The sequence below is a fragment of the Reichenbachiella sp. genome, assembly GCF_039969095.1.
Lineage (GTDB): Bacteria > Bacteroidota > Bacteroidia > Cytophagales > Cyclobacteriaceae > Reichenbachiella.
In genome coordinates this window covers 1,016,692-1,042,419 of record NZ_JBDVOL010000010.1, presented here as the reverse complement: position 1 = coordinate 1,042,419, position 25,728 = coordinate 1,016,692, and the positions used below count along the sequence as shown (strand labels likewise).

Below are 25,728 nucleotides of genomic sequence, written 5' to 3'. Positions count from 1 at the left end.
AGAACATGAACTTCTATCAAATATTTCTACCGATTGCCACCTTACTTTACCTGTTATTGGTATTTGTTTTAAGGTCAGTTATTCTTTGGAAACAGACGGGTGTCAACCCGTTTGTTTTTGGAAATACTGAAAAGGCGCATGACTACATCGGGCGTGTTTACAAAGTGATGGTTCTGGGTACCTGGATCTCGATTGGTTGCTTTTCATTCTTCCCTGCTCAATATTTATACCTTATGCCCATGGATTATTTGGAGCATGAGCCCCTGAGGTTAGCAGGGCTTTTTCTATTAATCATATCTTTCCTATGGACGAGTGTTGCTCAATATCAAATGTCCAAATCATGGAGGATAGGTATTGATTATAATGAAAAGACCGAATTGATCGATAATGGACTTTTTAACTATTCTCGAAATCCAATATTTCTTGGCGTGCTCGTTTCCTATTTAGGGACTTTCTTGATCATACCGAATGTACTTAGTTTTTCAATATTACTGGTGACATTTGTTACCATTCAAACACAAGTGCGACTAGAAGAGGAATATTTAGAAAAAGTTCAGGGACAGAGTTATTTGGAATATAAAGCAAAAGTAAGAAGATGGATATAGTTCAAAAAAGCACCTTTATCATTTCCAAAATGGACTGTCCTTCCGAAGAGCAAATGATTAGATTGAAGCTAGAGGCGTTGAATGAAATTAAGCACCTCAATTTTGATATCCCCAATCGTAAACTAGAGGTATATCACACGGAAAAGGTGGATAATATTCATCAGTCCATTAGCGAACTTAAACTCAGCCACCAACTGGAAAACACGGAAGATGAAGTTGAATTGCCTTTGGCTGCAGACGATTCAAAGCAACGTAAAATATTGTGGTGGGTATTAGGCATCAATTTAAGTTTTTTTATGGCGGAAATAACTGCTGGGTGGATATCTAGTTCAATGGGTTTGATAGCTGATTCGTTGGATATGCTGGCAGATTCATTCGTTTACGGACTCAGTCTATTAGCAGTTGGAGCTGCTATATCCAAAAAGAAAAACGTCGCCAAAATCAGTGGATATTTTCAAATGCTTTTGGCAGCACTTGGTTTAATTGAAGTGATCAGAAGGTTTTCTAGCTATGAAGTAATGCCAGTATTTCATACCATGATTGTGATTTCCTTCTTGGCCCTAATTGCTAATTCCATTTCGCTATGGCTGATACAGAGAACAAAAAGCAATGAAGCTCACATGCAGGCTTCAGTTATTTTCACTTCAAATGATATAATCATAAATGCTGGAGTAATTGTGGCTGGAGTTTTAGTTTACTTCACCGAGAGTAAGTATCCTGATTTAATAGTAGGCATGCTCATTTTTGGAATTGTAATACAAGGAGCTTATAGAATTCTTAAATTATCTCGGTGATGCATATATAAAGAGGATCAGTGCGTTTTCCATATTGAATAGATACGTTAGGTTATTAAAAATAGGAGCACTTGATATTCTTGTTTTGTCGTAATGCGATTTTGGCAGAACTTTTGTAGAAAGTCCGCTTGTCTTTTCAGTAGCTGAAGAAACAATTTCTAAATCATATAACTAATTCTCATAATTATATAAATCCTTTCCTTGCATAATTACGTACCTTTGAATGTAGTGAGAAAATTTATATCCATATCATTAGCAATTATTCTACTCGTAGGCAACTCCGGTTTCTCATTGGCCACTCATTATTGTAGCGGCCTTGCTGTTGAATCTAAAGTTGTCCTAGGGCATAGAGCACTTGATTGCGGAATGGATAATATGGATAAAGCGTGTGAAAAGGATTCTCCAATTGGCATTCAAATCAAAGATGGCCAATGTTGTGAAAATACATACCAGTCGCTTGAAATAGAAGATGATTTTAAGCCTTCTATAGCTCAAAGTCATGTCAATGTTGAGTTTGTAGCTGCATTTGTTATCTCCTTTTTTCACTTATCTATCTCTTCAATTGATGAAGAGCCACAATACGCCAACTACTCACCGCCTCTGATCGATCAGGACATTTCAGTTCTGCATCAGGTATTCCGTATATAATACCACATAATATGATTTCTAAAACCTGACACTTCTGTCAGGTCAATAGGCTATTCGCCTTTTTGAACAAACAATTTCTGTTCAATTCTAATCATTCATATTATGCTGAATCGAATTATAAAATACTTTTTAGAGAACAAGCTCGTCACTGTACTTATTCTCATTGGCTTTATTGCCTGGGGCATAGTTACCGCTCCATTTGGCTGGCAGGTTGGGGCTTTGCCTTCTGATCCTGTCCCGGTTGATGCCATACCTGATATTGGTGAAAACCAACAAATTGTCTTCACTCCATGGCCAGGGCGTTCTCCTCAGGACATTGAAGATCAGATTTCATACCCTTTAACTACATATCTTTTAGGAATTCCTGGAGTAAAATCCATTCGTAGTTCTTCCATTTTCGGGTTCTCCAGTATCTATATCATCTTCAGCGAAGAGATAGAATTCTACTGGTCTCGTTCTCGTATTCTGGAAAAACTCAACTCCCTGCCTTCTGGATTATTGCCAGATGCGGTGCAACCAGCCCTTGGGCCAGATGCTACAGCTTTAGGCCAGGTGTACTGGTATACCATCGAAGGAAGGGACAAAGAGGGAAATCCAACAGGTGGATGGGACCTCCATGAGATCCGTACCGTTCAGGATTTCTATGTCAAGTATGGACTCAATGCCACCGAAGGGGTTTCCGAAGTAGCTTCGATTGGTGGGTTTGTCAAAGAATACCAGATAGATGTTAACCCCGATGCGCTGAAAGCCTACAATATTCCCTTGCATAAAGTGATGATGGCGGTCAAAAAGTCCAATCGGGATGTAGGAGCAAAAACCATAGAGATCAACCAGGCTGAATATTTGGTCAGGGGCTTAGGGTATGTGAAAAAAGTAGAGGACATTGAAAAAGCGGTGGTAGCGGTTCAAGACAATGTACCTATTCGTATTCAGGATATCGGAGTTGTAAGCCTTGGTCCAGCTACAAGAAGGGGACTTCTGGATAAGGATGGAGCTGAAGTTGTAGGAGGTGTTGTTGTAGCTAGGTATGGCTCCAATCCACTGAAAGTGATCAACAATGTAAAAGACAAGATCAAAGAAATAGCTCCAGGGCTGCCTAAGAAAATACTAAGTAACGGAATAGAGAGTCAATTGACCATTGTACCCTTTTATGACCGCTCGGAATTGATTTATGAAACATTAGGTACGCTTGAAGAAGCGCTGTCCCTAGAAATTCTGATATCCATTTTGGTCGTCATAGTCATGGTTTTCAATTTGAGAGCATCCTTATTAATTTCCAGTATTCTTCCCATTGCCGTACTCATGGTATTTATCTCCATGCGGTATTTTGGTGTAGATGCCAACATAGTTGCACTATCTGGTATTGCCATTGCTATTGGCACCATGGTCGATCTGGGAATTATTCTCTCTGAAAATATCATCAAGCATATTGATGAATCTCCACCGGGTCAAAAACTTATAGACACCATATACAATGGGGCATCTGAAGTTTCATCTGCAATACTCACCGCCGTTTCTACTACAATTGTCAGTTTCGTTCCAGTCTTTACGATGCAAGCCGCAGAAGGCAAACTATTTCAGCCCTTGGCATTCACAAAGACCTTTGCCTTATTAGCTGCACTTATTGTGGCACTCTTCATATTACCTACGTTGGCGCATTGGTTTTTCGGACTGAAGGTTAAGAGAAAAAACACTGCCAAATGGCTCAATATAGGATTAGTTCTCATTGGCTTAATCGTATCAATCTTTCAAAGTGCGTGGATGGGTATGGTGCTGATAGGATTTGCTGCATCCTATTTCATTCAGGAATACAACCCAAAACAAAACTGGTTTACCCATAACCTCACATTGGTGATCTCGGTACTTACTGTCACATGGTTGCTGGCCAAATACTGGCTTCCTTTAGGAGCACAACAATCCCTGCTGATCAATTTCATCTTTGTTACAATTCTTGTTGGTTTGATCCTTGGCAGTTTTACACTATTGGAAAGGTATTACAAAAGCCTGCTTACCTGGTGTCTGGACAACAAACTTAAATTTCTTTTTATCCCGTCATTGATTGTACTGCTTGGGGCTATTTCATGGTTGGGTTTTGATAAGGTGTTTAGACCAGTAGCCAAGGGAGCTGAAGCTGTCAGTTGGGACATTAGAAGTTCAAAGGGTTGGTCAAGCTTGACGAGTACTTTTCCTGGTGTTGGTAAAGAATTCATGCCTTCTTTGGATGAAGGAAGTTTTCTATTGATGCCTACTTCTATGCCACATTCCGGCATTGAATACAACCGCAAAGTCTTAGGACAATTGGACATGCTGCTATCCAATATTCCTGAGGTTAAGTTGGCTGTTGGGAAGTTGGGTCGTGTAGAATCCGCATTAGACCCAGCGCCAATTAGTATGTATGAAAACACCATCAACTATAAGTCTGAATATCTCCTGAGCAAGAAAGGACATCGAATTCGATTTATGGTAGACGATGAAGGAAAGTTTGTTTTAAAGTCTGGGAAATCCCTTAACAATGAAGAAGCATTAATTCAGGGGATTGGTATAGATGATCTGACCGAAAATAATGATGGCAAGTACTTTCGAAATTGGCGTTCTCATATCTTATCATCTGATGATATCTGGAAAGAAATTGTTAAGGTGACAAAAATCCCAGGGGTCACTTCTGCTCCAAAGTTACAGCCAATAGAAACCCGATTGGTCATGCTTCAAACTGGCATGCGAGCTCCTATGGGAATCAAAGTGTATGGACCAGACCTGCCTACCATTGAAGCGTTTGGGATGCAATTGGAAGGAATACTAAAGGAAGTCCCTTCCGTAAAAGCGGAAGCAGTATTTGCTGACAGAATAGTAGGTAAACCCTACTTGCATCTGAACATTGATCGAGAGGAAATCTCAAGATATGGCCTGAATGTAGAAGATATACAACAGACCATTGAAACAGCCATCGGAGGAATGAAAGTAACGTCCACCGTGGAAGGTAGAGAACGCTTCCCTGTACGGGTGCGCTATCCTAGAGAGTTAAGGGATGATCCATCTTCATTGAGCAAAATACTTATTGCGACTCCGGCTGGCGCACAAATTCCGTTGGGTCAGTTAGTAGACTTTGAGTATGTCAGAGGGCCGCAAGCCATCAAAAGTGAAGAAACCTTTTTGGTAGGCTATGTCCTGTTTGATCGAAATGATGGTTACTCAGAAGTAAGTGTGGTCAATGATGCACAAAACGTGATTCAGGAGAGAATTGATTCAGGCGAACTTAAAGTGCCTGCAGGTATCAGTTATAAATTTTCTGGCAGCTATGAAAACCAGGTACGAGCAGAAAAAAGGTTATCAATCATTGTTCCCCTCGTACTTGGTATTGTATTTCTGATCCTCTACTTCCAGTTTCGTTCGGTATCTACATCACTCATGGTGTTTTCAGGAATAGCTTTGGCATTTTGTGGTGGGTTTATCATGATTTGGCTGTATGGACAGGAATGGTTCGCCAATTTCTCTGTCTTTGGAATTAATCTCAGAGACTTATTTCAGATGCATACCATCAATTTGAGCGTTGCTGTTTGGGTAGGTTTCATAGCGCTTTTCGGCATAGCTACTGATAACGGAGTATTAATTTCGACCTATCTCGATCAGAGCTTCACCCGCAATAAGCCAGATACAACTGATGGTATCAGAACATCAGTAGTTGAAGCCGGAGTAAGAAGAATCAGGCCAGCCTTGATGACAGCGGCGACTACAATGATTGCTCTACTTCCTATTCTGACCTCAAATGGCCGAGGATCAGACATTATGATACCCATGGCCATCCCTTCCTTTGGTGGCATGGCCGTTTCATTGGTCAGCATTTTCATCGTGCCTGTACTATACAGCTTCAGGGAAGAACGAAAACTTAAAAAACTACAATCATGAAAAAGAACATCATTCTACTATTGACACTATTGGCTTGTAGCTTTTATAAACTTCAGGCGCAATCGTTAGAGGATTATTTCGAACTAGCCGCAGAGAACAATCCTGGGCTTCAGGCGAAATACAAAATGTTTGAATCAGCCTTGCAGAAGATTCCGCAAGCCAATGCATTGCAAGACCCAACATTATCATTCGGCTATTTTATATCACCAGTGGAAACACGAGTCGGTCCCCAAAGGGCTAAGTTCTCTTTGACACAGATGTTCCCGTGGTTTGGTACACTTAAATCCAAAGGAGATGCAGCAGCATTATTGGCAGAAGCCAAATACCAAGCATTTCTGGATGCCCGCAACCAACTCTACTATCAGGTGGCAGCATCCTATTATCCTTTGTATGAGTTGAAAAAATGGATTGTGCTGGAACAGGAAAACAGAGAGATATTGGAGTCCTATAAAACCATTTCTACAAAACAATTTGAGAATGGTAATGGCGCGATGGTGGACGTACTTAGAGTAGACATCATGCTGAAAGATGCAACTACCAATCTTCAAATTTTGACAGAAAAGAAAAGGCCATTGGTTGCTGCATTCAATGCACTTCTGGATAGGGATGAAACGGAAGAAGTGGTTGTCCACGATTCCTTAGTTATCAAACCGCTGCTCAACAATTACAGAAGGGACAGTCTGCTTGGAGATAATCCGGCACTTAATGAGATAGACTTAAAACTGAAGGCAAGTAGGGAGATGGAACAAGTTGCCATCAAGCAAGGCATGCCAAAATTTGGTATAGGATTGGACTATGTCGTAGTTGGAACACGATCAGACGTTGAAATGACAGACAACGGCAAGGACATTTTAATGCCCATGGTTTCAATGAGCATTCCAATTTTCAGAAGCAAGTACAAAGCTTCAGTTAAAGAAGCACAATTCATGCAGGAAAGCTACCAACTTCAAAAACAGGATTATGCTAATTCGCTAATCTCAAGTTATGCAATGGCAGAATTTGAGCTGAATCAGCAACAGCAGTTGATTGGATTATATGACCAGCAGATAGCTGAATCTCAACAAGCACTTAATCTACTATATACCGCTTATGGCAATTCAGGGAAAGAATTTGAAGAAGTGCTCAGAATGCAGCAAAAACTGCTAAAATATCAAAAAATGAAAGCTACTGCGATAACAAAATACTATACCGCATTGGCAAAAATCGATTACATCACAGCTAAAGATTACTAAGATGAACATCTCAATAAAAACATTAATTACCGTAGCACTCGCCACTTTAGCAGGAGGTCTGCTGCTTGGTTGGCTATTCTTTGGAGGTTCAGAGAATGACACAAAGGAAGAACACAATCACGCTACTGAGGTAGGCAGTGAAACTACTTGGACGTGCTCGATGCACCCACAAATAAGGAGCAATGAACCTGGTTCTTGCCCGATTTGTGGAATGGATTTGATACCCTTAGATCAAGATCAGGGAGAGGTAAATGCTATGGCCGTGAGTATGTCACCAACAGCCATGCAATTGGCCAATGTATCTACTGAAGTAGTGGGGAGAATGAGACCCATTAAATCCCTACGGTTAAATGGGAAGGTCCAAGCCGATGAAAGATTGATATTTTCTCAAGCATCACACATTCCTGGAAGGGTTGAAAAGCTGATGGTCAACTTTACAGGCGAGTATGTTACTAAGGGCCAGCCCATTGCTTACATCTATTCTCCAGATTTGGTCACGACACAGGAAGAACTCTTTGAAGCCGTGAAAATAAAGAACAGTCAACCAGCGCTTTATCAAGCGGCAAGGGGAAAACTTAAAAATTGGAAGCTGACTGACCGGCAGATTGACAACATTATTAGCAGTGGAGAACCTATAGATCAATTTCCGATCAACGCTGATATTTCAGGGTATGTAACCGAGAAAAAAGTAAACCTTGGCGATTATATCAAAATGGGACAGTCCATTTATGAAATCGCTAACCTATCCAAGGTTTGGGTACTATTTGATGTTTATGAAAGCGATATGGCTTGGGTGAAAAAGGGAAATACAATGAAATTCACTGTAGCATCCTTACCAGGAGACGAATTTGAAGGTTTAATAACGTTTATTGATCCTGTTATGAATCAAAAGACAAGGGTAGCAAAAGCAAGATTGGAAATTGCCAATGTTGGGATGAAATTAAAGCCTGAGATGTTTGTTTCAGGTGCTCTGGAAGCAAAGCTATCTGCTGGCAGCCCTGAAGCTGTAATCATTCCGAAAACTGCCGTGATGTGGACAGGAGAAAGATCGGTTGTCTACGTCAAGCAAACTTCAGGCAGTGGTATAAGCTTTCTGATGCGAGAGGTGAAGTTGGGGCCAGCATTGGGAACCAGTTACATCATTGAGGAAGGCTTACAGCAAGGAGAAGAAATTGCCGTGAATGGCACCTTCAGTATTGATGCAGCGGCACAATTAGCAGGAAAACCGAGTATGATGAGTCCTGAAGGAGGGCCTGTGATGACAGGCCACAATCACGGAGGTTCTACAACTACGGCTTCAATTCCGTCACATAAACAGCAGAAGAAAAGGGTAAATATTAGTACTAAGGCCAAGGAAGCTTTAAGACCCTTGTTCATAGATTATCTTAAAATTAAAGAAGCACTGGTCAATGACGATTTGGAAGATGCTCAAGGGTCAGCAGCCTTATTTCAAGATGATTTTACAAAGATCAATATGTCCCTTTTTACTGGTCAGTCTCATGAGATATGGATGGACTACAGTAGTGAGGCAAAAGAAGCGATGCAACATGCAGCACATTTTAAGAATATTGGTGAAATGAGAAAAGCATTTCAACGATTGTCCAACTCCATGATCGGTATAGCCAAATCCTTTGTTCCATTGGAGAAGGATATTTATGTCCAGCACTGTCCAATGGTAGATAATAATAGAGGAGCCGATTGGCTCAGTCTTTCAGACGAAATCCAAAACCCTTATTTCGGAGCAGACATGCCCACTTGTGGAGAAATCACAGAAACTATAAAATGAAGGAATGTTGTAAGGCAGGGAACATAAAATCCCAATCAAAATTAAAAATCTGGGCTATCCGAATCATCTGGGGGATTGTAATCCTACTGGTGATTGCTATAGCCACAATTCAAATGTTTAACTATTAAAATTCATAAAATGAAAAAGTCAATTTTAACACTAACAGCTTCTATACTTATTCTTGGAACAAGCAGCTTATATCTGATAGGATGTAGCCAAAACAAGAATGAAAGTACTCATGAAAACATGATGGAAGAATCATCAGAGAGCAAAGTCTATGCTTGTCCAATGCATCCAGAAATAGTAGGTAAAGAGGGTGATAAATGCTCCAAATGTGGAATGGCATTGAAGGAATCTGAAAGTTCCAGTAACTCAGACCACGAAGACCATAAGCACTAATTTATTAGGCGGAGAAGAAGGAAATGTGAATTCAACTAATCAAAGAAAAATATGAAACATACCTATCAAATTACTGGAATGACCTGTGAAGGATGCAGTGCTCATGTTAAAAAAATACTGAGTAAAGTTCCTGGAGTCACAGCAGTCTCGATTGATTTAAGTAAGGGTGAGGCGATGGTCAATATGGACAATCATATTCCAATTGAACTCTTGAAGCAAGCACTTAATGATGATGGTGGCCGATATAATATTCACTCTCCAGGAACGCATGTAAAACCTAAGCACCCCATGCCTGAGATCAAACAAAAGGATATGGCTGGCACTGGAAAATACTATTGCCCAATGCTTTGTGAAGAAGATAAAAGGTATGATAAGCCTGGCGATTGTCCAAAGTGCGGAATGGATTTAGTGAAGGAGGAAGCATCGGCAAGTTCCGAGACCACCTATACCTGTCCTATGCATCCTGAAATTGAACAGGATCATCCGGGTTCATGCCCTAAATGTGGTATGGATCTAGAACCAAAAGAAGCTTCGGTTGATGATGGGTCTGAGGAACGGAAAGCATATAAGAAAATGCTAACCAAGTTCTGGATCTCAGTGGCTTTTACACTACCCGTCTTCTTCATTGCCATGAGTGAAATGATAGGTATTTCATTATCCGGGATTGCAAGTGAAAAAGCATGGGGATGGGTGCAGTTTGCATTAAGTACTCCAGTCATCTTTTACTCTTGTCGGGATTTCTTCATTAGAGGGTACAAATCGATTATCAATCGTTCTCCGAATATGTGGACATTGATCACTCTTGGAGCTGGGTCTGCGTACCTGTTTAGCATTTTCGCTTTGATATTCCCTGAAATTTTCCCGGATCAGTTTAAAACTGAAGGTGGCGCGGTTCACTTATATTTCGAGGCAGCAGTTGTTATCCTTACGCTGATTCTATTGGGACAATTGCTCGAAGCAAAAGCAAGAAGTCAAACTAATTCAGCTATTAAGGAATTACTCAATCTGGTACCACCTGAAGCAATAGTAATACGGGACGGTGAGGAAATGACAATTTCTCTGGAGCATGTTAAACTGGATGACATTATTAAGATTAAGCCAGGAGAAAAGATTCCGGTAGATGGAGAAATTACGGAAGGAAAAAGCAGCATCGATGAATCCATGCTCACAGGTGAGCCGCTTCCGGTTGAGAAATCAGAAGGAGATAATATCATTGGCGGTACAATCAATGGTACAAGCTCTTTTCAAATGAAAGCGCAGAAGGTAGGTAACGATACGCTTCTTTCACAGATTATTGAGATGGTAAATAAAGCCAGCCGAACAAAGGCCCCAATTCAAAATTTGGCAGATAAGGTTTCGAGTTATTTCGTCCCTATAGTTGTGACAATTGCTGTGATTGCTTTTGCCGTTTGGGCAATCTGGGGACCCGACCCAAGATTGGTTTATGCTTTCACAAGTGCAGTTACAGTCCTAATCATAGCCTGTCCATGTGCGTTAGGCCTGGCAACTCCTATGTCGATCATGGTCGGAACAGGAAAGGGTGCGAAGCAGGGAATCTTGGTTAAGGATGCCAGAGCTATTGAAGAAATGCACAAAGTGACCACATTAGTTATTGATAAAACCGGAACGATCACCCAGGGCAAGCCATCACTTCAGGATGTAAGGTCCGTTGATGATAAACACAGTGCTGACGCAATTCTTAAAGATGTCGCTTCACTTGAATCAAGCAGTGAGCACCCTTTGGCTCATGCCATTGTCGAAGGTGCTAAGAAGAAGGGATTAAAGCCGCAGAAAGTGGATGAATTTAACTCCATCACTGGCAAAGGGATTACCGGAAAAATTGATGGACTTCAAATAGCCGTTGGTAATAAAAAGCTCCTCAAGGAATTTGCTCTTACACTGGAGCAGGAGCATGAGGAAGATGTAAAGCAAAGACAGCTCGAAGGGCAAACGGTAATGTTTGTGGTGATTGACAAGGAAGTAGCTGGATTTATAAGTGTGGCGGATCCAATCAAAGAGTCATCTGCTTCTGCCATCAAGCATTTACAGGAGCAGGGATTAGAAGTGATCATGCTTACAGGCGACAATATGAATACAGCAAAAGCCGTTGCCGACAAGCTTGAATTAGATGGATATGAAGCAGATCTCTTGCCCGAAAACAAATACCAGAAAGTCAAAGCACTTCAGGAAGAGGGAAAAATTGTAGCCATGGCTGGAGATGGAATCAATGATGCCCCAGCCTTGGCTCAAGCTAATGTTGGAATTGCTATGGGAACAGGGACCGACGTAGCCATAGAGAGTGCAAGCCTTACTTTGGTTAAAGGGGAACTTGATGGAATCGTACGAGCCCGAAAGCTAAGTACTGATGTGATGCGAAACATTAAACAGAACCTGTTCTTTGCTTTCGTTTATAATATGTTGGGTATACCAATTGCAGCAGGTGTGCTCTTTCCTGTATTTGGTCTTTTATTGAGTCCGATGCTCGCAGCTTTAGCAATGAGTTTGAGTTCGGTTTCTGTTATTGGGAATAGCCTGAGACTTAGGTGAAACGGAAGAGATGTTTCAATTGAATGGAGCTAATTGATTATTAGTTAAATCTAATCAACTAGCTTCCTCAATTTTTTTCACAAATTCATTAGGTAGATGACCTAATTCTTTGGCTATTCTAAAAATTACTGACAAGGATGGTTGCCTTTTTCCTGTTTCTAAAAGAGATATATAAGTAGGATGGAGGCCTGTTTTGAATGCAAGCTTTTCTTGCGAAATTGATTTCTCCATACGCAGTCTTTTTAAAGTCTTACTATACGCTTCTATGATCTGTTTGTCCTCCATTTACGGAGACCAAAGTAGATTATGAGAAGACTGCTATCCACAGACTATAGTCTATGGATGTAATTTAGTTTTTATATCTTGACCGCCATTTTTAAGCAGAATAAATTGATTATGGAATTAGAACAGTTTGTTAAGGCGAGGACTGAGCCAAAAAATAGTAAGTATAGGACAGTAAATTTAGATGAAGACTTACATTTATTTCTCAAAAGAACTGCCAATCATTATAATATCGCCTTAGCTGATTTGACGTATAATATTTTAGTTCACTGGAAAAGACAATATCAATCCGATATCAATAGAGATATTATGAACCAATTTCGAGATTGAATTGAATTATGATTGGCAAAAATGAGCTAAGACCAGTGCTTGTAAACGACAAGGGTAAAAACATAAAGGGATTCTTTCATCGTTTCGTTTACAAGCTGGCAAATTATCACAGTGAGACTCATGTACTTGTAGAACTTGAAGACGGTAAATTAAGGTATTTCGACCCATTTTATGTCCAATTTTCGGACAGGAAAAATGGCTCGGATAAGCCAAATATTGACAAATGCGAAAAGCAAGAGAATAAGAAAGAAGAAACTCCCTAATATGAAATTTCAATACGCATCTGATCTCCATATCGAATTTGACGAAAACTATCACTTTCTTATGCGCAATAAGATAAAGCCTGTAGCTCCATATCTAATTCTGGCAGGTGACATTGATATCATTTCAGATGGTCAAGTCACCCGACCTGAGTTCTTTCAATACCTATCAGAACATTGGCAGGAAGTATATATTATTCCTGGAAACCATGAATTTTATAAAAAAGGTAATGTTGCTGCGTCGTATAATTTGGAGCTGACTATCTATCCGAATGTTCGATATTTGAATCATCAGATAGTTACCATTGAAGGAGTAGATTTTATATTCACCACACTCTGGTCAAGAGTCAACACTTCATTAATCAAATCATTGATAGCTGACTTCAGGCAGTGTAAATACGCAGATGGCCCATTCAAATACACTCAGCATGATAACCTTCATGGGAAAGCAGTTTCCTGGCTCAACAAAGTTTTGAGTACTGATAAAGAAAGGGTGCGAGTGGTGGTGTCTCATTTTGTTCCGTGTCCCCAAGCTAATGGCTATCCAAAAAGTACTGACAATTATTTAGGACCTATTATCAATCGATACTTCGTAGCAGATCTAGAAAACCGAATCCGAGACTGGGATATCGACTACTGGATATATGGCCATAATCATTGGAATAAAAATATAGATATACTTGGGGTGAAGTTTAGATCGAACCAATTTGGTTATAGTTTTCAAATGGAGCACACGGATTTTGAGTATGAAAAATGTATTGAATTGTAATTGCTGGAATATGAAATTCTTGAATCAGTCGTTTCCATTGAAAAAACTATTAAACCGATGAAACGCCATCCTTTTTTCTAAAATCTAATTATGAAATACGAACGATTAATGTCTGCCCAAGCTTAACGGCATCTGTATCAGATTGATTAAATTGAAGAATGGGAGTTCAAAAACCTATCTTCGATTACACCAAAATTGAAGCTTTCTATATTGAAGAATTTGCTTGTAAACAGGCAAGTCAGTATACGAACAGCAAAAAGCGAGTCCTCGACACCTTATCAAAAGCCCTACATTTTGTAAGCTACAAGCACTTCAAATCTGCATTTGAGATTAGTCAATCTACCAAGTATTTGGATCCAAATAAGGACTACTACGATCCCTACATTAAATATAATGTAGGGGATAGGGGATATTACTTTAGTGAATTTATATTGGAGAAGGAGCTAGGCCTACCTCTTGCAGAGGCCTATTCTCTTAAGTTAGCTATAGATCATCATTCAGACTATTTTGATAGGCGTTATGATGGAAATATATCTTGGGCTGATCCATGTATGGTCGCACAAGGTCTTGAATATATCAAAAGGGGGGAGAGAGTCAGAATCATGGCAGACTATCCCTTGAAATTCTACTTTCGCCTTGACACATCTGCTATTACTGTTTCCACCGAATCATCGGCTAAGCTACGTTTCAAAGCATTGTTTTCAGATGGCTTTCATATTTCGAATCTAGACTATTTTACTAATATTGAGCACGCAAAACAAAGAGTTCTCGATGTTCTTGACATAATTCTGTCAAATTTTAACATTCTATTTTATTATAATGTGCTTGAGGTGTGGCGAGAATATCATCCTTGGCTTTACCAGTTAATTAAAGAAAACTACAATGCTCAAGAAGTCTACCTCAGTAAAGATTGGCTTTATAGAGACGCACTTTTTTTACCAAAGAAGCAGTGCTCATTGTCTCGCAGATTTGGCATCAAATATGATGAAACTAAGTCACCCTTTCTAGAAGCACAAAATGAAATTGCCAATAAATTCAGTGACAAATGTGTAATCGGGAAAAAATTAAGGAAAGCCAGGGTTAGAAAAGGAATGACACAACCACAACTTTCAAAAGCATCTGGTGTATCCGAAAGAACAATTCGAAATATCGAAACCGGCAAGAAATCAACCACACTAGAGACGCTTCAATTACTATGTAATGAGTTATCTATTGATCCCTTATATGTCCTTTCAGATTTACTGTAGCGGACAACTCTTGATTTTTTATACCTATCTGATCGAGAAAGCATATCATTATTAAAGATTAGTTTTTTAAGAATTTCATTTAGAAAAACCTTATCAGGTAGGTCGAATTCAGATATACAAATTTTAAAACTTTGGCTTAGTTCCTTTTCCAGCTTCAATTCATCATTCTCTGATTCATCTCTACAAGTCAACCAAAGGTGATCTACTTCTAAAGCTTTGGCCAAGGCTAAAGCCATACTGATTTTAGGATCAGTCACCTTTCTACATTCAAACCTTCCAATTATGCTTTTATGGACACCTGATTTTTCCGCTAGTTGGTCTTGGCTCCAACCAAAATCTTCTCGTCTGGTTCTCAATCTGTATGCAAAGTCATTCAATAAACTCATCTCCGACTCTATTTAGAGTCAAATTACTCTAAAATCCTCTAAAAATGACTCTAAATAGAGTCACCGGAAGCAAATTTCCGGTGACTTATTGTCTTTTCTAGCTACGTTAGTGATAAACCACCAAGTCATGATCAATTATTTTACACTCTATCAAGGGAGGCCGTATCTCTCTGAACAATTCTTGTATGAAAGAGGAGTTAGTCAGAATTTGCTCGATAAATTTTGTAAGAAGTTCAGAGATGGCCACTCAAGTCTATGTGCATATTATCAAGTAGGGAAGCTCAAATGGTTCTTGTATAGTCTCCTACCGACAAGATGGATTTCCAGGTATACTCTTCCTAAAACCGTGGATGAAATGCATGCCCTAATCCAAATGCAAAATGAAGACCTAAAAACCAATACAAAGAGTCACGTGCTATTTGTATTAAACAATGCCTGGAATGATCCTATCAGGTGGAAACCATTTATAGAAAAATATCGAGGTTACTATTTGGATAGAGACATACTCGTTCGATATGCCAAGACACATGCCCTTTTCTTTGAAATTATTGAAATGAAAAAGCATATTCCTTTAGAAATAGTTTTTGAAGTTTATCAAGAGTTCGAGGATGCAGTGTTCATAACCCAAAATAAGAACAGTTTTAGAAATAAAGTACGCGAGACAACCATTGAAAGTATAGAAGGGACTCTTGTCCATGATTTTAAAATTAATGGAAGAACACGTTACAAGGTGGATGGACTGATTCTCAGCAGAGTCAAGTACTACTATAGCTCTCCAAAAAAGTATACCTATCCTCAAATACTCAATCTTGTAAACAATGAGCGATATGATCGAGGATTAGATCCTATTTCTCTCAGCACTATAAAAAGAATCTTGCTAGACAGGGAATTAAGAAATTCATGTGACCCGCTTCGTTATGGGATAGAGTACGCGGAAAATCATATCTACCCCTATATTAACAGAAAGGATCCTGAGTTCGCAGAATTGATAGAAGTTGATTCAACTAGAATAAATATCCCTTATCAAAATGAAGAAGGCGAAGAAAAATTCATGCATTTATGCGTAGCAATGGAAGTTAACTCAAGGAAAATAATAGGCCATTCCTTATCTAAATCTGAAGATTCATTTATGATATTGAATTGCTTAAAACTTGGACTCTCAAATTTAGGATTCATCCCAAAGCAAATATTGCATGACAATCATAAATCCTACTACTCTTCACAATATCGGAAGTTTTCGAAAGTTGCATTTGAATTGGGGATTCACTTCAGAGCAGCAAGAATTGGAAACGCCAGAGATAAGGCTCATATAGAAAGATGGTTTGGAATATTTCAAACCGAATTCACTAATTCAGTTTTTGGTAGTCTGGGAGAAGGAGTAAAAACCAGTAGAGTAGGGGGAAGAGCATCAAAAGAATTAGAGAAACTTCATAGAAAAAAGAAATATTTGAGAACGGAAGAACAGCTAGGACAACTTATTGCTGTGCTAATTGCTAAATATAACAATTCACCCAGATCAAAGCTCAACGGGAAATCCCCAAATGAGATTTGTAAACAGGCCCCTAAAGAAATGCTTGTAGAACTTAAGCGACCAGATTTAATCAAGATGTTCTATCAGAGTAAAACAAAAAGCGTCAAGAACGAACAAATTTCATTGAGACACAATAGCAGAAGATTTCACTATAAAATCAAGAATAAGATTCTAGCGAAGAAGCTTAATGGAGATGAAGTAACCATAATGTACGATACCGAAGACCTGTCAAGTGTATCAATATTTGACAATAAAGCACAAGAGTACTATTGTGATTTGTCGCTAGACCAGCCAATAAACATCATACCAACAAAGAAAGACCGAGCTCGAATAAGCAAAAATCACTGGTCACTCAAAAAAAGAATTGAACAAAATCTGAAAGAACTACATGGCGAAATAGAAGAGGGAATTCAACAACTAGATGCAATTCCTATTGTATCACTTAATCCACAATCTCAACTAGAGGAAGTTTTAAATGAAGCTGAAAACAAATGGTACTCGCATCACTTAATTGATAAACCAACAATTCCAACGATCAAGAGTAAAAGCAAAAGTACTATTAAATCAACATCTTCGAAAAAATTTAATCAAAAGGGCAGTCTTAAACTGATAGAATCATGATTGAAAGTAAGGTTTTCGAAATTGATAACTACCTGACTGTCCAAGAAGTATGCACGACTTGTCAGTCGAAGCAAAAGATGATGGCCATAATAGGTGATCCAGGAGTAGGAAAGACTGTTGCACTTCAGTCGTTTGCAAAACAGCACAAAAATGTTTTTTATCTACGAGTAAGAAAGTCGATGGGCATCAAAGATTTTTATATTAGACTGCTCGCATCCATGGGATATAAAAATACTTCAAAAGAGTATCCTCGACATTTTATTATGAACAAAATTGCCGGCAATCTAAATCTGGCAGACAAAAACCTTGTGATTATTGATGAAGCAGGAAAATTTAAACCAGGTCAACTTGAGTATATCCATGAGCTCAGAGACTTGACCGAACATACAACTGGTATCGTTTTAGCCGGCCCTGAGTATTTTAAAGATAACTTAGATAAGTGGAAAAAGGACAACGTAATAGGCATTCCGGAACTTCATAGAAGAATTTTTTCATTTGTAGAACTCGATAATCCTAGTAAACGAGAAGTTAGTTATATATGTAAACACTTTGGTATAAACAATACTAAAGCGATCAATAGGATGTTTAAAGATACCGATAACTTTGGTAGCTTAATGAATCAAATAGAATTAGAGCTTTCATAAATATCTCAAAACTCAGAGTTTCCTTGCGGTTCAAAATTATTCAGGCTCGCTAAACATGAGTTTATCATATTCCAACTATCAAGTTACTCTACTAAGTCAAATTCATAGTCAACTTCACAGTTAATAAACTTTCTGTATTTAGTACTAACTGCGACCGTTAGCCATAGAGGAACATCATCTTTTAAATGAACCAACGCCATCTTTTAAATAATCTGCGACATAATCGTCAAAAGCTACAGCAGTAATAAATAACAGCTTTGTTATATAATTTATATTATGTTAAATTGAATCTGGGGAGAATTGCTCCTAGACTGTTTTATACTATTTATTCATTTAGCTTTGGATTGAAATTACAACAACACTCTCGGTCCACCTTTGAGTAAATCCTGAAACTCTGAAGGCCCTACCAGTTCATCCTGGAGTTTGTTGAAACCATCTATGGTCTCTGCGGACAATAGATTCACAACAGTATCCAATGCTTCGCCACTGATCATGTATGGACATTCTCCCATTACCAATTGATCGCCCAGACATTGTGCATAGATCTGGCATTCGCCAATCGCTGAGATATGATTGTCTGTAGCTACGCAGTGATCCATCCACAGACCTAAATTATCGTAAAGCTCGTTGGCCACTAAATATTGTCTGCGACTGACATCTATGTGTTTTTGAAAATATTCATTGATACTAGCCAAGGACGATTTTGAGATTTTGCTTTTATGCTGCTGCATACAATTGATACACATGGCGTATTCAAATACGGTAGCGTACGCTTTATATCCCAAATGAGGTTTGATTGCCTTTTCAATGAAATAAGGGATTTGATTCTCCAATAGATTTTGTTGACAAGAAATACAGACATTCATCATAGCCCCTGTCAAGTCATCAAAAAACAACTTGGGTATCGGTCTGTAATTATTGGGTGTTTCTTCTTTTGTCATTATTCCTATTTGAGATGGCTGTACAATTTTATTAATTCTTGATGAATTTTTTTGTTTGTTGCATAAATCACACCCACAGCATTCATGTATGTCGTGTGCTTATTATTCAATGGAATATCATCACCTTCAGCCGTAGTTGCAAACATCCCTAATTCATCAAATATCAATTGAGTAGCCGCAAAGTCCCAGATGGCACCACCACCTACGGCTTTTTTAGGCCATTTCACATAACAAGCTGATGATGAGCTGGCGACGCCCAAGGCATTCATCACCGCACCATAACCGGTACGAATATCCAGTGATTTCAATCCCAAGGACTGGTACAGCCGCTGTAGCGCTTCAACTGTTTCATTGTATCTCTCTGATTTCAGGAAACTTAGATCAAAATAACCAACCAGTGCTTCAGATGATTCATCATTTTTTTTAGTGAAGGGTTTTCCGTTGCGCCTCACTCCTTGTCCTTTAACAGCCAACCACTGTTCGTTGTGATATGGATCAACCACCACACCAATGATCGGATGACCCGCACGAGTCACTAAGGCAATAGATACGGCATAACCTGGCTTTTGCTCTGTAAACGGCAAAGTACCGTCTAAAGGATCAATGCACCAGAAATAGTCTTTGGTCAATCGCGAGCCGTCGTCTTCGGTTTCTTCCGTCAGGAGTCCTAAATCATATTGTTGGATGCTCGGCGCTAAATGGTTTAGAATCAGCCGTTGGCTTTCTAAATCTATGGCTGTTACTAGTTGAGTGGCAAGGCTGTCTACGTTGTCCTTGAGGGATATTTTATGTTCGAAAGACAGCTGGGATTTAATATACGCCGAGGCCATTTTAGCCGCAGAAAGAGCAAGTTCAGAAAGGTATTCTATGGTTTGTTTAGTCATCAGCTATTGGCTAATTCATGAATAACTTTCTCTTTGATCTTTTTGCTATAATCATGCATTTTCCAATGTCCAGGGCTCCAACCGTCCAAAAAGCGATAAAAGTCTGCCCAGGCATAATCATAAAGTCGACTCCACTCCTGCTGAATTTCCTCAAAATCAATGGACTGATTATAAAGAACCAATGCTTTTTTCAAGGCTTCAAAATAGAAATTTAAAAGCTCTGATTCACAGATAGTTAAATCATTTTCATGCAAGCAACTACTTAAGAAATAAGCCACGTCTTTCATGCCACAACCATGACCAATATATTGGAAATCTACGGCAGCCACTTCCTGGCCATCCGCAGAGAAACAAAAATTAGCCAGCTTCGCATCGCCATGCACCAGGGTTTGGTATTTGGCTTGATTCAAGATCCGATCAATAGATTGAGCAGCGGCTTTGAGTTCATGATCTTGCATGGCTTCCCATTCGTCGGGTCTGGTATTCAGGTGCCAATAGGTTCCTACCTCCCATAGCTGGTCACTCTTCGTTCCCATGAATTTGGCGTGAAAATGAGCCAACCAATTCAAGCAAACTTTCATTTCAGCCATTGATAGCTCTGATTTTCTAATCGGATAACCCACCGTATTCAAGTCTTCCATCACCATAAGCATTTCAAAGGTTTGATCACTGAGGTGGAAAATCTGAGGAACTCGACAAAGTCTATCACATTGTTTGGCCAGGTCACTGTACCAACTCATTTCTACGTGATAGGATTTAAGTTTTCGTTCGTGAGATAGATTCGTATTCCAGCCTCTGGGGTGGTTGGTTTCGTCTGGCAGCTGTACATGTTTCACGACTACCGAACGATGATTCCCTCCTGCCAATTCACAGCGCAGTATCTGTCCATAACCACTCCAAAGTGGTTGGATTTCGATGGAGCTGGAGATAGCTTTGGATTGTGTAGCTTTTAGAATAAGGGTCTTAAGCGCATCGTTCATAGATAGATTGCAATGCTAATGGTTTCAATGAGTGTATCAAAATTCCGCTGAAGCTAATACGCCTACTGGTCATGAGTTTTGGTGGGTTCATCGAATGAAATGGCTTTTTAAAGAAGAAAAACTTAAATTATTAAAAGACGTTCAGGTTGGACTGCTAGGGTTTGTAAGTCAATTATAATCTAAATTTTTAGCCTTTGGTATGCTTTATGATACATGATTGAATAAAAATAAAATCTAATGGAAACGCGTGCATTGTTTGGTTTTGAAGATCCGATTGACTCCTGGAGTCATTTGATTGGAGCTGTAGCGGTGTGTATACTGCTTTATTATCTTTTCAAAAAAGATGGTATAGGCAGGAAACGTCCCTGGCCTGTGATCATTTACGGCTTCTCTAGTTTATTTCTATTATCGATGAGTGGTGTCTATCATTTGGTTTCCAGAGATTTAGATGCCAGATATATCTTAAGAATCATTGATCATGCGGGGATCTTTTTGATGATTGCCGGAAGTTTGATCTCTATTCACATGATTCTATTCAAAGGCATGTTAAAATGGATCGTCATCATCCTGGCTTCCATTATTGCGCTATTGGGCATCACCTTTGGCTCTATTTATTTCAAAGAGCTGCCAGATTTCTTGACCCACATTGTATTCATTTCATTTGGCTGTTTAGGGCTTATCTCGGTGATTGGTATATTGAAAATGAGAGGACTGCTATCGATCAAATATATTGTCTATGGCGGGTTGGCTTATATCATAGGTGCGGTCATAGATATGTTTAAATACCCTTCGATCGTACCTGGTTATTTTGGCCCTCATGAACTATTTCATATCGCTGTGCTATTTGGTGTTGCTTATCATTGGATCTTTCTACTCCAGTCTATCCGACAGTTAGAACAGGCGCATTAAAGAACAATATGCTTCACTTTTATAGGGGCATGTGATTTTTTTATAACTGGCAATTATTCATTTTAGATTTTTTTAACATGAAATCAGATAAAATCAAAAGGACTGTTTGAGTCCTAGAATGAATAAAAATATTTACGATCACTAGAATGGACGAGTTTCTTTTTGATTCTGATATCATGTTGAAAAAGGCGTTAAGAAATGAATAACAGCCTTGAATTCTTTCGGTCCGCCGATGCGGATTACTTTCTTTTTCAAGAAAGAAAGTAAGGTCTAGCCGGCAAGTCGAAAACATCGTTGAGAAACCAATTAGTTTTAACCTCTGTCTCACAGGTCACATTCAATCAAGACAAGATGTATATTTGATTATATTAAATTTCCCTACCAACTTTACAGAATGATCCCTTTTATTCTTAATTAAGATTAAAATTTTGAGGCTTTTTAGGCTTCAAGGATTTGGAGGCTAATACCAACGCTTGGGCAAACAGACCGATACAGATGAGAATAATAATTTCGATCCTCGATATGGAATGACTGGTGTTGATGACACCAATGGATTGATTGATGAGTTTCCCTCCTTCTTCCATTTGTATATTGGACAAGCCCTCAAGCAAGGCAATCAATTGAAGGTGTTTCTTTTCAATCTCACTGCGAAGTTCTGTAGAAGTACTGTCTGTTTGAAATCGCTCTTCTAATTCACGAACATCTAATAGTTCGGTTTTGAATTCGTCAAACAGTCGAGTTTCTTTTGCGGTGTATTTGGTTTTCTCATAGTCAATGAGCAACGTGTCTATGGCCTGATTAATCTTTTGTTGATCCTTCGAACTCATTTTATTAGCTGCACTGGTGTGCAAGAGCATGTGTTTTTGATGGATAAATCCGGAAAGTTTGAAAATATAATTTTCTACCAACAGACGATCCTTATATACGGATGAAAAGGACTCCTGCAACTCAGAAAAATGATTTCGGTCGATCAAATTGGTCGCCATGACCAAAACAAATACGATTCCGAGCGATAATGCCGCTTTTATTTTTTGCTCGATAGAATAAGTCCACTTCATACGCTAAGATTTTTGTATTTCATAACCACCGATGCTTTTATACACAGATGCCTTGATTATTAATACTTAGGTAAAGTAAAGAATGTTTGGTAAAATTGGACTTTAAAGAAAATTCAACTCTTACGAATTGACGGACTTGATTTGACCATTTGTATTTATTTGTTGCTTTCTTCTAGTTTGAGAAGAAAGCCTCTAGGTGTGGTGTGGTATTCCTTTTTGAAGAACTTGTAAAATGACGCCTTACTATTGAAACCGGTAGCTTGTGCGATTCCGAAAATGGAATACTGACGATGTTCCCCTTCTTCTAATTTGCTTTTTACTGCTCTGACTCTGTGCGTATTAATATATTCATAGAAATTCGTTTCTAGTTCATTGTTAAGTAAACTAGAGAGTTGATGTGTTCCTAAGCCGATTCCATCAGCCAGTTGATGTAAGCTTAATCCATTATCCAGATAAGGCTTTTTTTCGGACATATATTGGGTCAACGCATCTATCGGCTCCACTATATCTGGTTTTGATTTTTTGTTACCTAGATTATGTAGTCTGTATCCGATCAAATTGGGCCTGTTTAGTATGGTATAGGCTAGGGAGATAATAAAGACGGTCCATGCCACCAATGACCAGTTTTCAAGTACTTTATTCTGAATACCCATAAAATTGCGGTAGGTTGAAAAAGTAAATTCAAATAGAAAATAGAGTGTGAAAAAACTAATGATTCTCTTGAGCCAGCCTACTTTATCTATGTCATTACCTGAAAACTGCTTTTTGAATTCTCGTTCATATCGGGTGATATATACTATGCTAAACACAAGGTATGTCAACATTTGAAGCATCATACCCAGAATGGAAAGTTTTACCAATAAGTGATACTGACTCCCTCCTTTTAGATAATTCTCATAGATGTTAAGTTTTATATCTGCTGGTGCAGTAAATATGCCCCAATACCAGAATAAGAAAAATAGATAAGGCACGAAGTGCAAGGCATCATGCCATCTTAATTTTTTGGATAAGCTTCTTTTTACATAAAGCCATAACAAAGGCATCAATGCGAACCACAGCGCATCGGATAGGTACAACAGTTGTGGCAACGTCTTATAAAGGGAAGAGAGTCTCGTACTATGATCTACTAAAATTATGCAAAAACTTAAAAGCAGAAGAGCGAAAATTCCACCTCCTTGCTCATCTCTTCGGATTTTAAGTATGATAATTCCCGTCAAAATAAGCGCCTGAGAAGCGCCCAGCAATAGTAAAAACGACCATACGTTTAGAGTGAAATTCATTTTTTAATAATTTTAGAAGCCACACCACAATATTCAAAAATAAACGCTTGAGTTCATCTGCATAATTTAATAAACTAGTTCATTTCTATCGAGATGAACCTTCCTAATCCATTTTTCCAGTCCAACAACATCGTATTTTCTTAGCCTTGCATAAAATTTAATTCTAAAAACATGATTAGACATTTCATTGTTATTGTATTTCTTGGTCTTATTTTCGGCTGTTCAGAGAATTCCTCTACCGCTGATCTTAGTAGTGAAGCCAATATTCTCACCTTTGATATCAACGGAGGTATACAGATTGGCTCGGCTATTATAGATGAAAAAGGTCATTCTATTAGTGCTGAAGTTAGTTTTGATACTGATTTGTCTGACATTGCAATCAGCTTTACACTTTCGGAAGGAGCAAGTGCCACGCATAATAACAAATCCATTAGCAATACTGCAACGTTTGATTTCACTAACCCTATAGATTGGGTAGTTACCGCAGCTGACGGTACTTCGCAAATATGGACCATAAACATAGAGCTGTCCGCTCCACTCTCCGATGCGCTATTGCTCAGTTATCGTATTTCTGGTCAAAATGGACAAACTGAAATAAACTCTGTGTCTAATGAAGTAACCCTTATCATGCCATACGGCACGGATTTTTCATCGCTGGTAGCCGACTTTACAGTTTCAGATTTTGCAACAGTTCGTATTGAGGATGAAATTCAAGAGTCAGGCATCACTCCAAATGATTTCACAAGCTCAGTCGAATATACCGTTACAGCACAAGATGGTGTTACCACTTCAAAATGGATTGTAACCTTAGACGAATCTCCTGAACCCCTATACTCAGTATCTACATTGGTAGAAGAGTTCCCTGGCAATGATGGTATATCAGTTGATTCGGACGGCAATATTTATGTGAATTGTAATGGACTAGTAAATATGTGGAATGGCACTACCATCTATAAAGTAACTCCTGTCGGTGAGTTTAGCTTGTTTAAAGAGGGCCTTCCATCATGGCCCGTGGGAAGTGTATTGGATCAAGATGGCAATATGTATGTTTCTGGCTGGAATGCTCCAGGTATTATTTCCAAAATTGATCTGAGTGATGCAAGTTCCAATCAATTTTATTCAGGTGTTCAAGAAGCATCAGGACTAGAGATAGATGAAAATGGAAACATTTATGCTATGGAACCCCCTACCAATAGTATGTTGAAAATCGAACCTGATGGTACTAAATCTGTGTTTGCTTCAGGTAGTCCTTTTAATAAATCCTCAGGTATCACCTATGACGTAGCAAATAAGTTATTTTATGTGACCAATTGGAACGATGGCGTGATTAGTCAAGTGAACGAAAGTGGAGAAGCCTCTAATTTTGCTACACTTCCTGTAGGAAATTTGGGGCCGATAATTAACGATGACCATTACTTATACACCACAAGTTATAATGCCAATAAGGTCTTTAGAGTGAGTAAAGCCAGTGGTGAATATGACTTGATAGCCGGAACAGGTTCCGTTGGTCATATTGACGGGTATGGCACTGTAGCTACTTTCGATCGTCCGCTGGGCATAGCCCTATCTCCTGACGGTTCAAAACTTTACATTTCAGAAGTATCTCCCGGTGGAAAAGGCAGCCTTCGAGTGATTACTGAAAATTAAGATTCATCATATTCTATGATTTGAATTAATCTTTGAACTTGAAAT

At 38.9% G+C, this 25,728-nt stretch carries 22 protein-coding genes; 15 read left to right on the top strand and 7 right to left on the bottom strand.

Annotated elements, in window-relative coordinates; genetic code table 11:
* The first annotated feature begins 5 nt into the window (after positions 1 to 5).
* From ABJH98_RS07755 to ABJH98_RS07720, 8 genes are all read left to right on the top strand, one after another.
* A complete protein-coding gene (locus ABJH98_RS07755) occupies positions 6 to 605 on the top strand; it encodes an isoprenylcysteine carboxylmethyltransferase family protein (RefSeq protein WP_348307081.1) in 600 nt (199 codons plus the stop codon).
* Positions 596 to 1,399 (top strand): cation diffusion facilitator family transporter, encoded by an 804-nt coding sequence (locus tag ABJH98_RS07750; RefSeq protein ID WP_348307080.1) that lies wholly within the window; start codon positions 596 to 598, stop codon positions 1,397 to 1,399. Before ABJH98_RS07755 ends, ABJH98_RS07750 begins: the two co-directional genes overlap by 10 nt.
* A gap of 201 nt (positions 1,400 to 1,600) precedes the next feature.
* Positions 1,601 to 2,047 carry a hypothetical protein gene (locus ABJH98_RS07745; protein WP_348307079.1) on the top strand — a complete coding sequence of 149 codons (447 nt, stop codon included), beginning with the start codon at positions 1,601 to 1,603 and terminating at the stop codon, positions 2,045 to 2,047.
* 102 nt (positions 2,048 to 2,149) lie between these two features.
* Entirely contained in the window at positions 2,150 to 5,950 is a 3,801-nt protein-coding gene (locus tag ABJH98_RS07740) for an efflux RND transporter permease subunit (RefSeq protein WP_348307078.1), read from the top strand.
* Positions 5,947 to 7,182, top strand: coding sequence for a TolC family protein (locus ABJH98_RS07735; protein ID WP_348307077.1), 1,236 nt, complete (start codon positions 5,947 to 5,949; stop codon positions 7,180 to 7,182). The genes ABJH98_RS07740 and ABJH98_RS07735 overlap by 4 nt, the downstream gene beginning before the upstream one ends.
* 1 nt (position 7,183) lies before the next feature.
* Entirely contained in the window at positions 7,184 to 8,968 is a 1,785-nt protein-coding gene (locus tag ABJH98_RS07730) for an efflux RND transporter periplasmic adaptor subunit (protein WP_348307076.1), read from the top strand.
* Between the two features lie 138 nt (positions 8,969 to 9,106).
* Complete coding sequence (locus ABJH98_RS07725; protein WP_348307075.1) at positions 9,107 to 9,367, top strand: heavy metal-binding domain-containing protein; 261 nt, start codon at positions 9,107 to 9,109, stop codon at positions 9,365 to 9,367.
* Positions 9,368 to 9,418: 51 nt separating this feature from the next.
* A complete protein-coding gene (locus ABJH98_RS07720) occupies positions 9,419 to 11,914 on the top strand; it encodes a heavy metal translocating P-type ATPase (RefSeq protein WP_348307074.1) in 2,496 nt (831 codons plus the stop codon).
* Positions 11,915 to 11,968: 54 nt separating this feature from the next.
* Here ABJH98_RS07720 and ABJH98_RS07715 read toward each other — a convergent pair whose 3' ends face one another.
* Positions 11,969 to 12,199: a helix-turn-helix transcriptional regulator gene (locus tag ABJH98_RS07715; RefSeq protein WP_348307073.1), complete on the bottom strand. Its 231-nt coding sequence runs from the start codon at positions 12,197 to 12,199 to the stop codon at positions 11,969 to 11,971.
* 335 nt (positions 12,200 to 12,534) lie between these two features.
* Here ABJH98_RS07715 and ABJH98_RS07710 point away from each other — a divergent pair, with 335 nt between their 5' ends.
* The 3 genes from ABJH98_RS07710 (at position 12,535) to ABJH98_RS07700 (ending at position 14,802) form a co-directional block, all read left to right on the top strand.
* Entirely contained in the window at positions 12,535 to 12,789 is a 255-nt protein-coding gene (locus ABJH98_RS07710; RefSeq protein ID WP_348307072.1) for a hypothetical protein, read from the top strand.
* Between the two features lies 1 nt (position 12,790).
* On the top strand, positions 12,791 to 13,555 hold the full coding sequence (locus ABJH98_RS07705; RefSeq protein ID WP_348307071.1) for a metallophosphoesterase: 765 nt from the start codon (positions 12,791 to 12,793) through the stop codon (positions 13,553 to 13,555).
* Between the two features lie 158 nt (positions 13,556 to 13,713).
* A complete protein-coding gene (locus ABJH98_RS07700) occupies positions 13,714 to 14,802 on the top strand; it encodes a helix-turn-helix transcriptional regulator (RefSeq protein WP_348307070.1) in 1,089 nt (362 codons plus the stop codon).
* Here the strand turns inward: ABJH98_RS07700 and ABJH98_RS07695 are convergent.
* On the bottom strand, positions 14,742 to 15,188 hold the full coding sequence (locus ABJH98_RS07695; protein ID WP_348307069.1) for a helix-turn-helix domain-containing protein: 447 nt from the start codon (positions 15,186 to 15,188) through the stop codon (positions 14,742 to 14,744). The genes ABJH98_RS07700 and ABJH98_RS07695 overlap by 61 nt on opposite strands.
* 127 nt (positions 15,189 to 15,315) lie before the next feature.
* Here ABJH98_RS07695 and ABJH98_RS07690 point away from each other — a divergent pair, with 127 nt between their 5' ends.
* Both ABJH98_RS07690 and ABJH98_RS07685 read left to right on the top strand, forming a co-directional pair.
* Positions 15,316 to 17,340 carry a DDE-type integrase/transposase/recombinase gene (locus ABJH98_RS07690; RefSeq protein WP_348307068.1) on the top strand — a complete coding sequence of 675 codons (2,025 nt, stop codon included), beginning with the start codon at positions 15,316 to 15,318 and terminating at the stop codon, positions 17,338 to 17,340.
* A complete protein-coding gene (locus tag ABJH98_RS07685; protein ID WP_348307067.1) occupies positions 17,337 to 17,984 on the top strand; it encodes an ATP-binding protein in 648 nt (215 codons plus the stop codon). The genes ABJH98_RS07690 and ABJH98_RS07685 overlap by 4 nt, the downstream gene beginning before the upstream one ends.
* Positions 17,985 to 18,334: 350 nt before the next feature.
* Here ABJH98_RS07685 and ABJH98_RS07680 read toward each other — a convergent pair whose 3' ends face one another.
* Genes ABJH98_RS07680 through ABJH98_RS07670 form a run of 3 tightly spaced genes read right to left on the bottom strand, consistent with a single transcriptional unit; the run spans position 18,335 to position 20,789 of the window.
* The gene (locus ABJH98_RS07680) at positions 18,335 to 18,925 is read right to left on the bottom strand and encodes a hypothetical protein (protein WP_348307066.1); all 591 of its coding nucleotides are present in this window, start codon (positions 18,923 to 18,925) and stop codon (positions 18,335 to 18,337) included.
* A 5-nt stretch (positions 18,926 to 18,930) separates the two neighbouring features.
* Positions 18,931 to 19,809 (bottom strand): inositol monophosphatase, encoded by an 879-nt coding sequence (locus ABJH98_RS07675; protein ID WP_348307065.1) that lies wholly within the window; start codon positions 19,807 to 19,809, stop codon positions 18,931 to 18,933.
* Entirely contained in the window at positions 19,809 to 20,789 is a 981-nt protein-coding gene (locus ABJH98_RS07670) for an oxidoreductase family protein (RefSeq protein ID WP_348307064.1), read from the bottom strand. Before ABJH98_RS07670 ends, ABJH98_RS07675 begins: the two co-directional genes overlap by 1 nt.
* 237 nt (positions 20,790 to 21,026) lie before the next feature.
* Between ABJH98_RS07670 and ABJH98_RS07665 the strand changes: the two genes are divergently transcribed.
* On the top strand, positions 21,027 to 21,698 hold the full coding sequence (locus ABJH98_RS07665) for a hemolysin III family protein (RefSeq protein WP_348307063.1): 672 nt from the start codon (positions 21,027 to 21,029) through the stop codon (positions 21,696 to 21,698).
* Between the two features lie 410 nt (positions 21,699 to 22,108).
* On the opposite strand, the gene ABJH98_RS07660 is transcribed toward ABJH98_RS07665, so the two are convergent.
* Together ABJH98_RS07660 and ABJH98_RS07655 are read right to left on the bottom strand one after the other, a co-directional pair.
* The gene (locus tag ABJH98_RS07660; protein ID WP_348307062.1) at positions 22,109 to 22,756 is read right to left on the bottom strand and encodes an MCP four helix bundle domain-containing protein; all 648 of its coding nucleotides are present in this window, start codon (positions 22,754 to 22,756) and stop codon (positions 22,109 to 22,111) included.
* 155 nt (positions 22,757 to 22,911) lie between these two features.
* Entirely contained in the window at positions 22,912 to 24,036 is a 1,125-nt protein-coding gene (locus ABJH98_RS07655; RefSeq protein ID WP_348307061.1) for a helix-turn-helix domain-containing protein, read from the bottom strand.
* Between the two features lie 171 nt (positions 24,037 to 24,207).
* On the opposite strand from ABJH98_RS07655, the gene ABJH98_RS07650 reads away from it, so the two are divergent.
* The gene (locus tag ABJH98_RS07650) at positions 24,208 to 25,683 is read left to right on the top strand and encodes a hypothetical protein (RefSeq protein WP_348307060.1); all 1,476 of its coding nucleotides are present in this window, start codon (positions 24,208 to 24,210) and stop codon (positions 25,681 to 25,683) included.
* Positions 25,684 to 25,728: the final 45 nt, after the last annotated feature.

Excerpts from the sequence above, each read along its gene's own strand:
- ABJH98_RS07755 (WP_348307081.1), top strand. The coding sequence starts at position 6 with ATGAACTTCTATCAAATATTTCTACCGATTGCCACCTTACTTTACCTG.
- ABJH98_RS07750 (WP_348307080.1), top strand. The coding sequence starts at position 596 with ATGGATATAGTTCAAAAAAGCACCTTTATCATTTCCAAAATGGACTGT.
- ABJH98_RS07740 (WP_348307078.1), top strand. The coding sequence starts at position 2,150 with ATGCTGAATCGAATTATAAAATACTTTTTAGAGAACAAGCTCGTCACT.
- ABJH98_RS07735 (WP_348307077.1), top strand. The coding sequence starts at position 5,947 with ATGAAAAAGAACATCATTCTACTATTGACACTATTGGCTTGTAGCTTT.
- ABJH98_RS07730 (WP_348307076.1), top strand. The coding sequence starts at position 7,184 with ATGAACATCTCAATAAAAACATTAATTACCGTAGCACTCGCCACTTTA.
- ABJH98_RS07725 (WP_348307075.1), top strand. The coding sequence starts at position 9,107 with ATGAAAAAGTCAATTTTAACACTAACAGCTTCTATACTTATTCTTGGA.
- ABJH98_RS07720 (WP_348307074.1), top strand. The coding sequence starts at position 9,419 with ATGAAACATACCTATCAAATTACTGGAATGACCTGTGAAGGATGCAGT.
- ABJH98_RS07715 (WP_348307073.1), bottom strand. The coding sequence starts at position 12,199 with ATGGAGGACAAACAGATCATAGAAGCGTATAGTAAGACTTTAAAAAGA.
- ABJH98_RS07710 (WP_348307072.1), top strand. The coding sequence starts at position 12,535 with ATGATTGGCAAAAATGAGCTAAGACCAGTGCTTGTAAACGACAAGGGT.
- ABJH98_RS07705 (WP_348307071.1), top strand. The coding sequence starts at position 12,791 with ATGAAATTTCAATACGCATCTGATCTCCATATCGAATTTGACGAAAAC.
- ABJH98_RS07700 (WP_348307070.1), top strand. The coding sequence starts at position 13,714 with ATGGGAGTTCAAAAACCTATCTTCGATTACACCAAAATTGAAGCTTTC.
- ABJH98_RS07695 (WP_348307069.1), bottom strand. The coding sequence starts at position 15,188 with ATGAGTTTATTGAATGACTTTGCATACAGATTGAGAACCAGACGAGAA.
- ABJH98_RS07690 (WP_348307068.1), top strand. The coding sequence starts at position 15,316 with ATGATCAATTATTTTACACTCTATCAAGGGAGGCCGTATCTCTCTGAA.
- ABJH98_RS07685 (WP_348307067.1), top strand. The coding sequence starts at position 17,337 with ATGATTGAAAGTAAGGTTTTCGAAATTGATAACTACCTGACTGTCCAA.
- ABJH98_RS07680 (WP_348307066.1), bottom strand. The coding sequence starts at position 18,925 with ATGACAAAAGAAGAAACACCCAATAATTACAGACCGATACCCAAGTTG.
- ABJH98_RS07675 (WP_348307065.1), bottom strand. The coding sequence starts at position 19,809 with ATGACTAAACAAACCATAGAATACCTTTCTGAACTTGCTCTTTCTGCG.
- ABJH98_RS07670 (WP_348307064.1), bottom strand. The coding sequence starts at position 20,789 with ATGAACGATGCGCTTAAGACCCTTATTCTAAAAGCTACACAATCCAAA.
- ABJH98_RS07665 (WP_348307063.1), top strand. The coding sequence starts at position 21,027 with ATGGAAACGCGTGCATTGTTTGGTTTTGAAGATCCGATTGACTCCTGG.
- ABJH98_RS07660 (WP_348307062.1), bottom strand. The coding sequence starts at position 22,756 with ATGAAGTGGACTTATTCTATCGAGCAAAAAATAAAAGCGGCATTATCG.
- ABJH98_RS07655 (WP_348307061.1), bottom strand. The coding sequence starts at position 24,036 with ATGAATTTCACTCTAAACGTATGGTCGTTTTTACTATTGCTGGGCGCT.
- ABJH98_RS07650 (WP_348307060.1), top strand. The coding sequence starts at position 24,208 with ATGATTAGACATTTCATTGTTATTGTATTTCTTGGTCTTATTTTCGGC.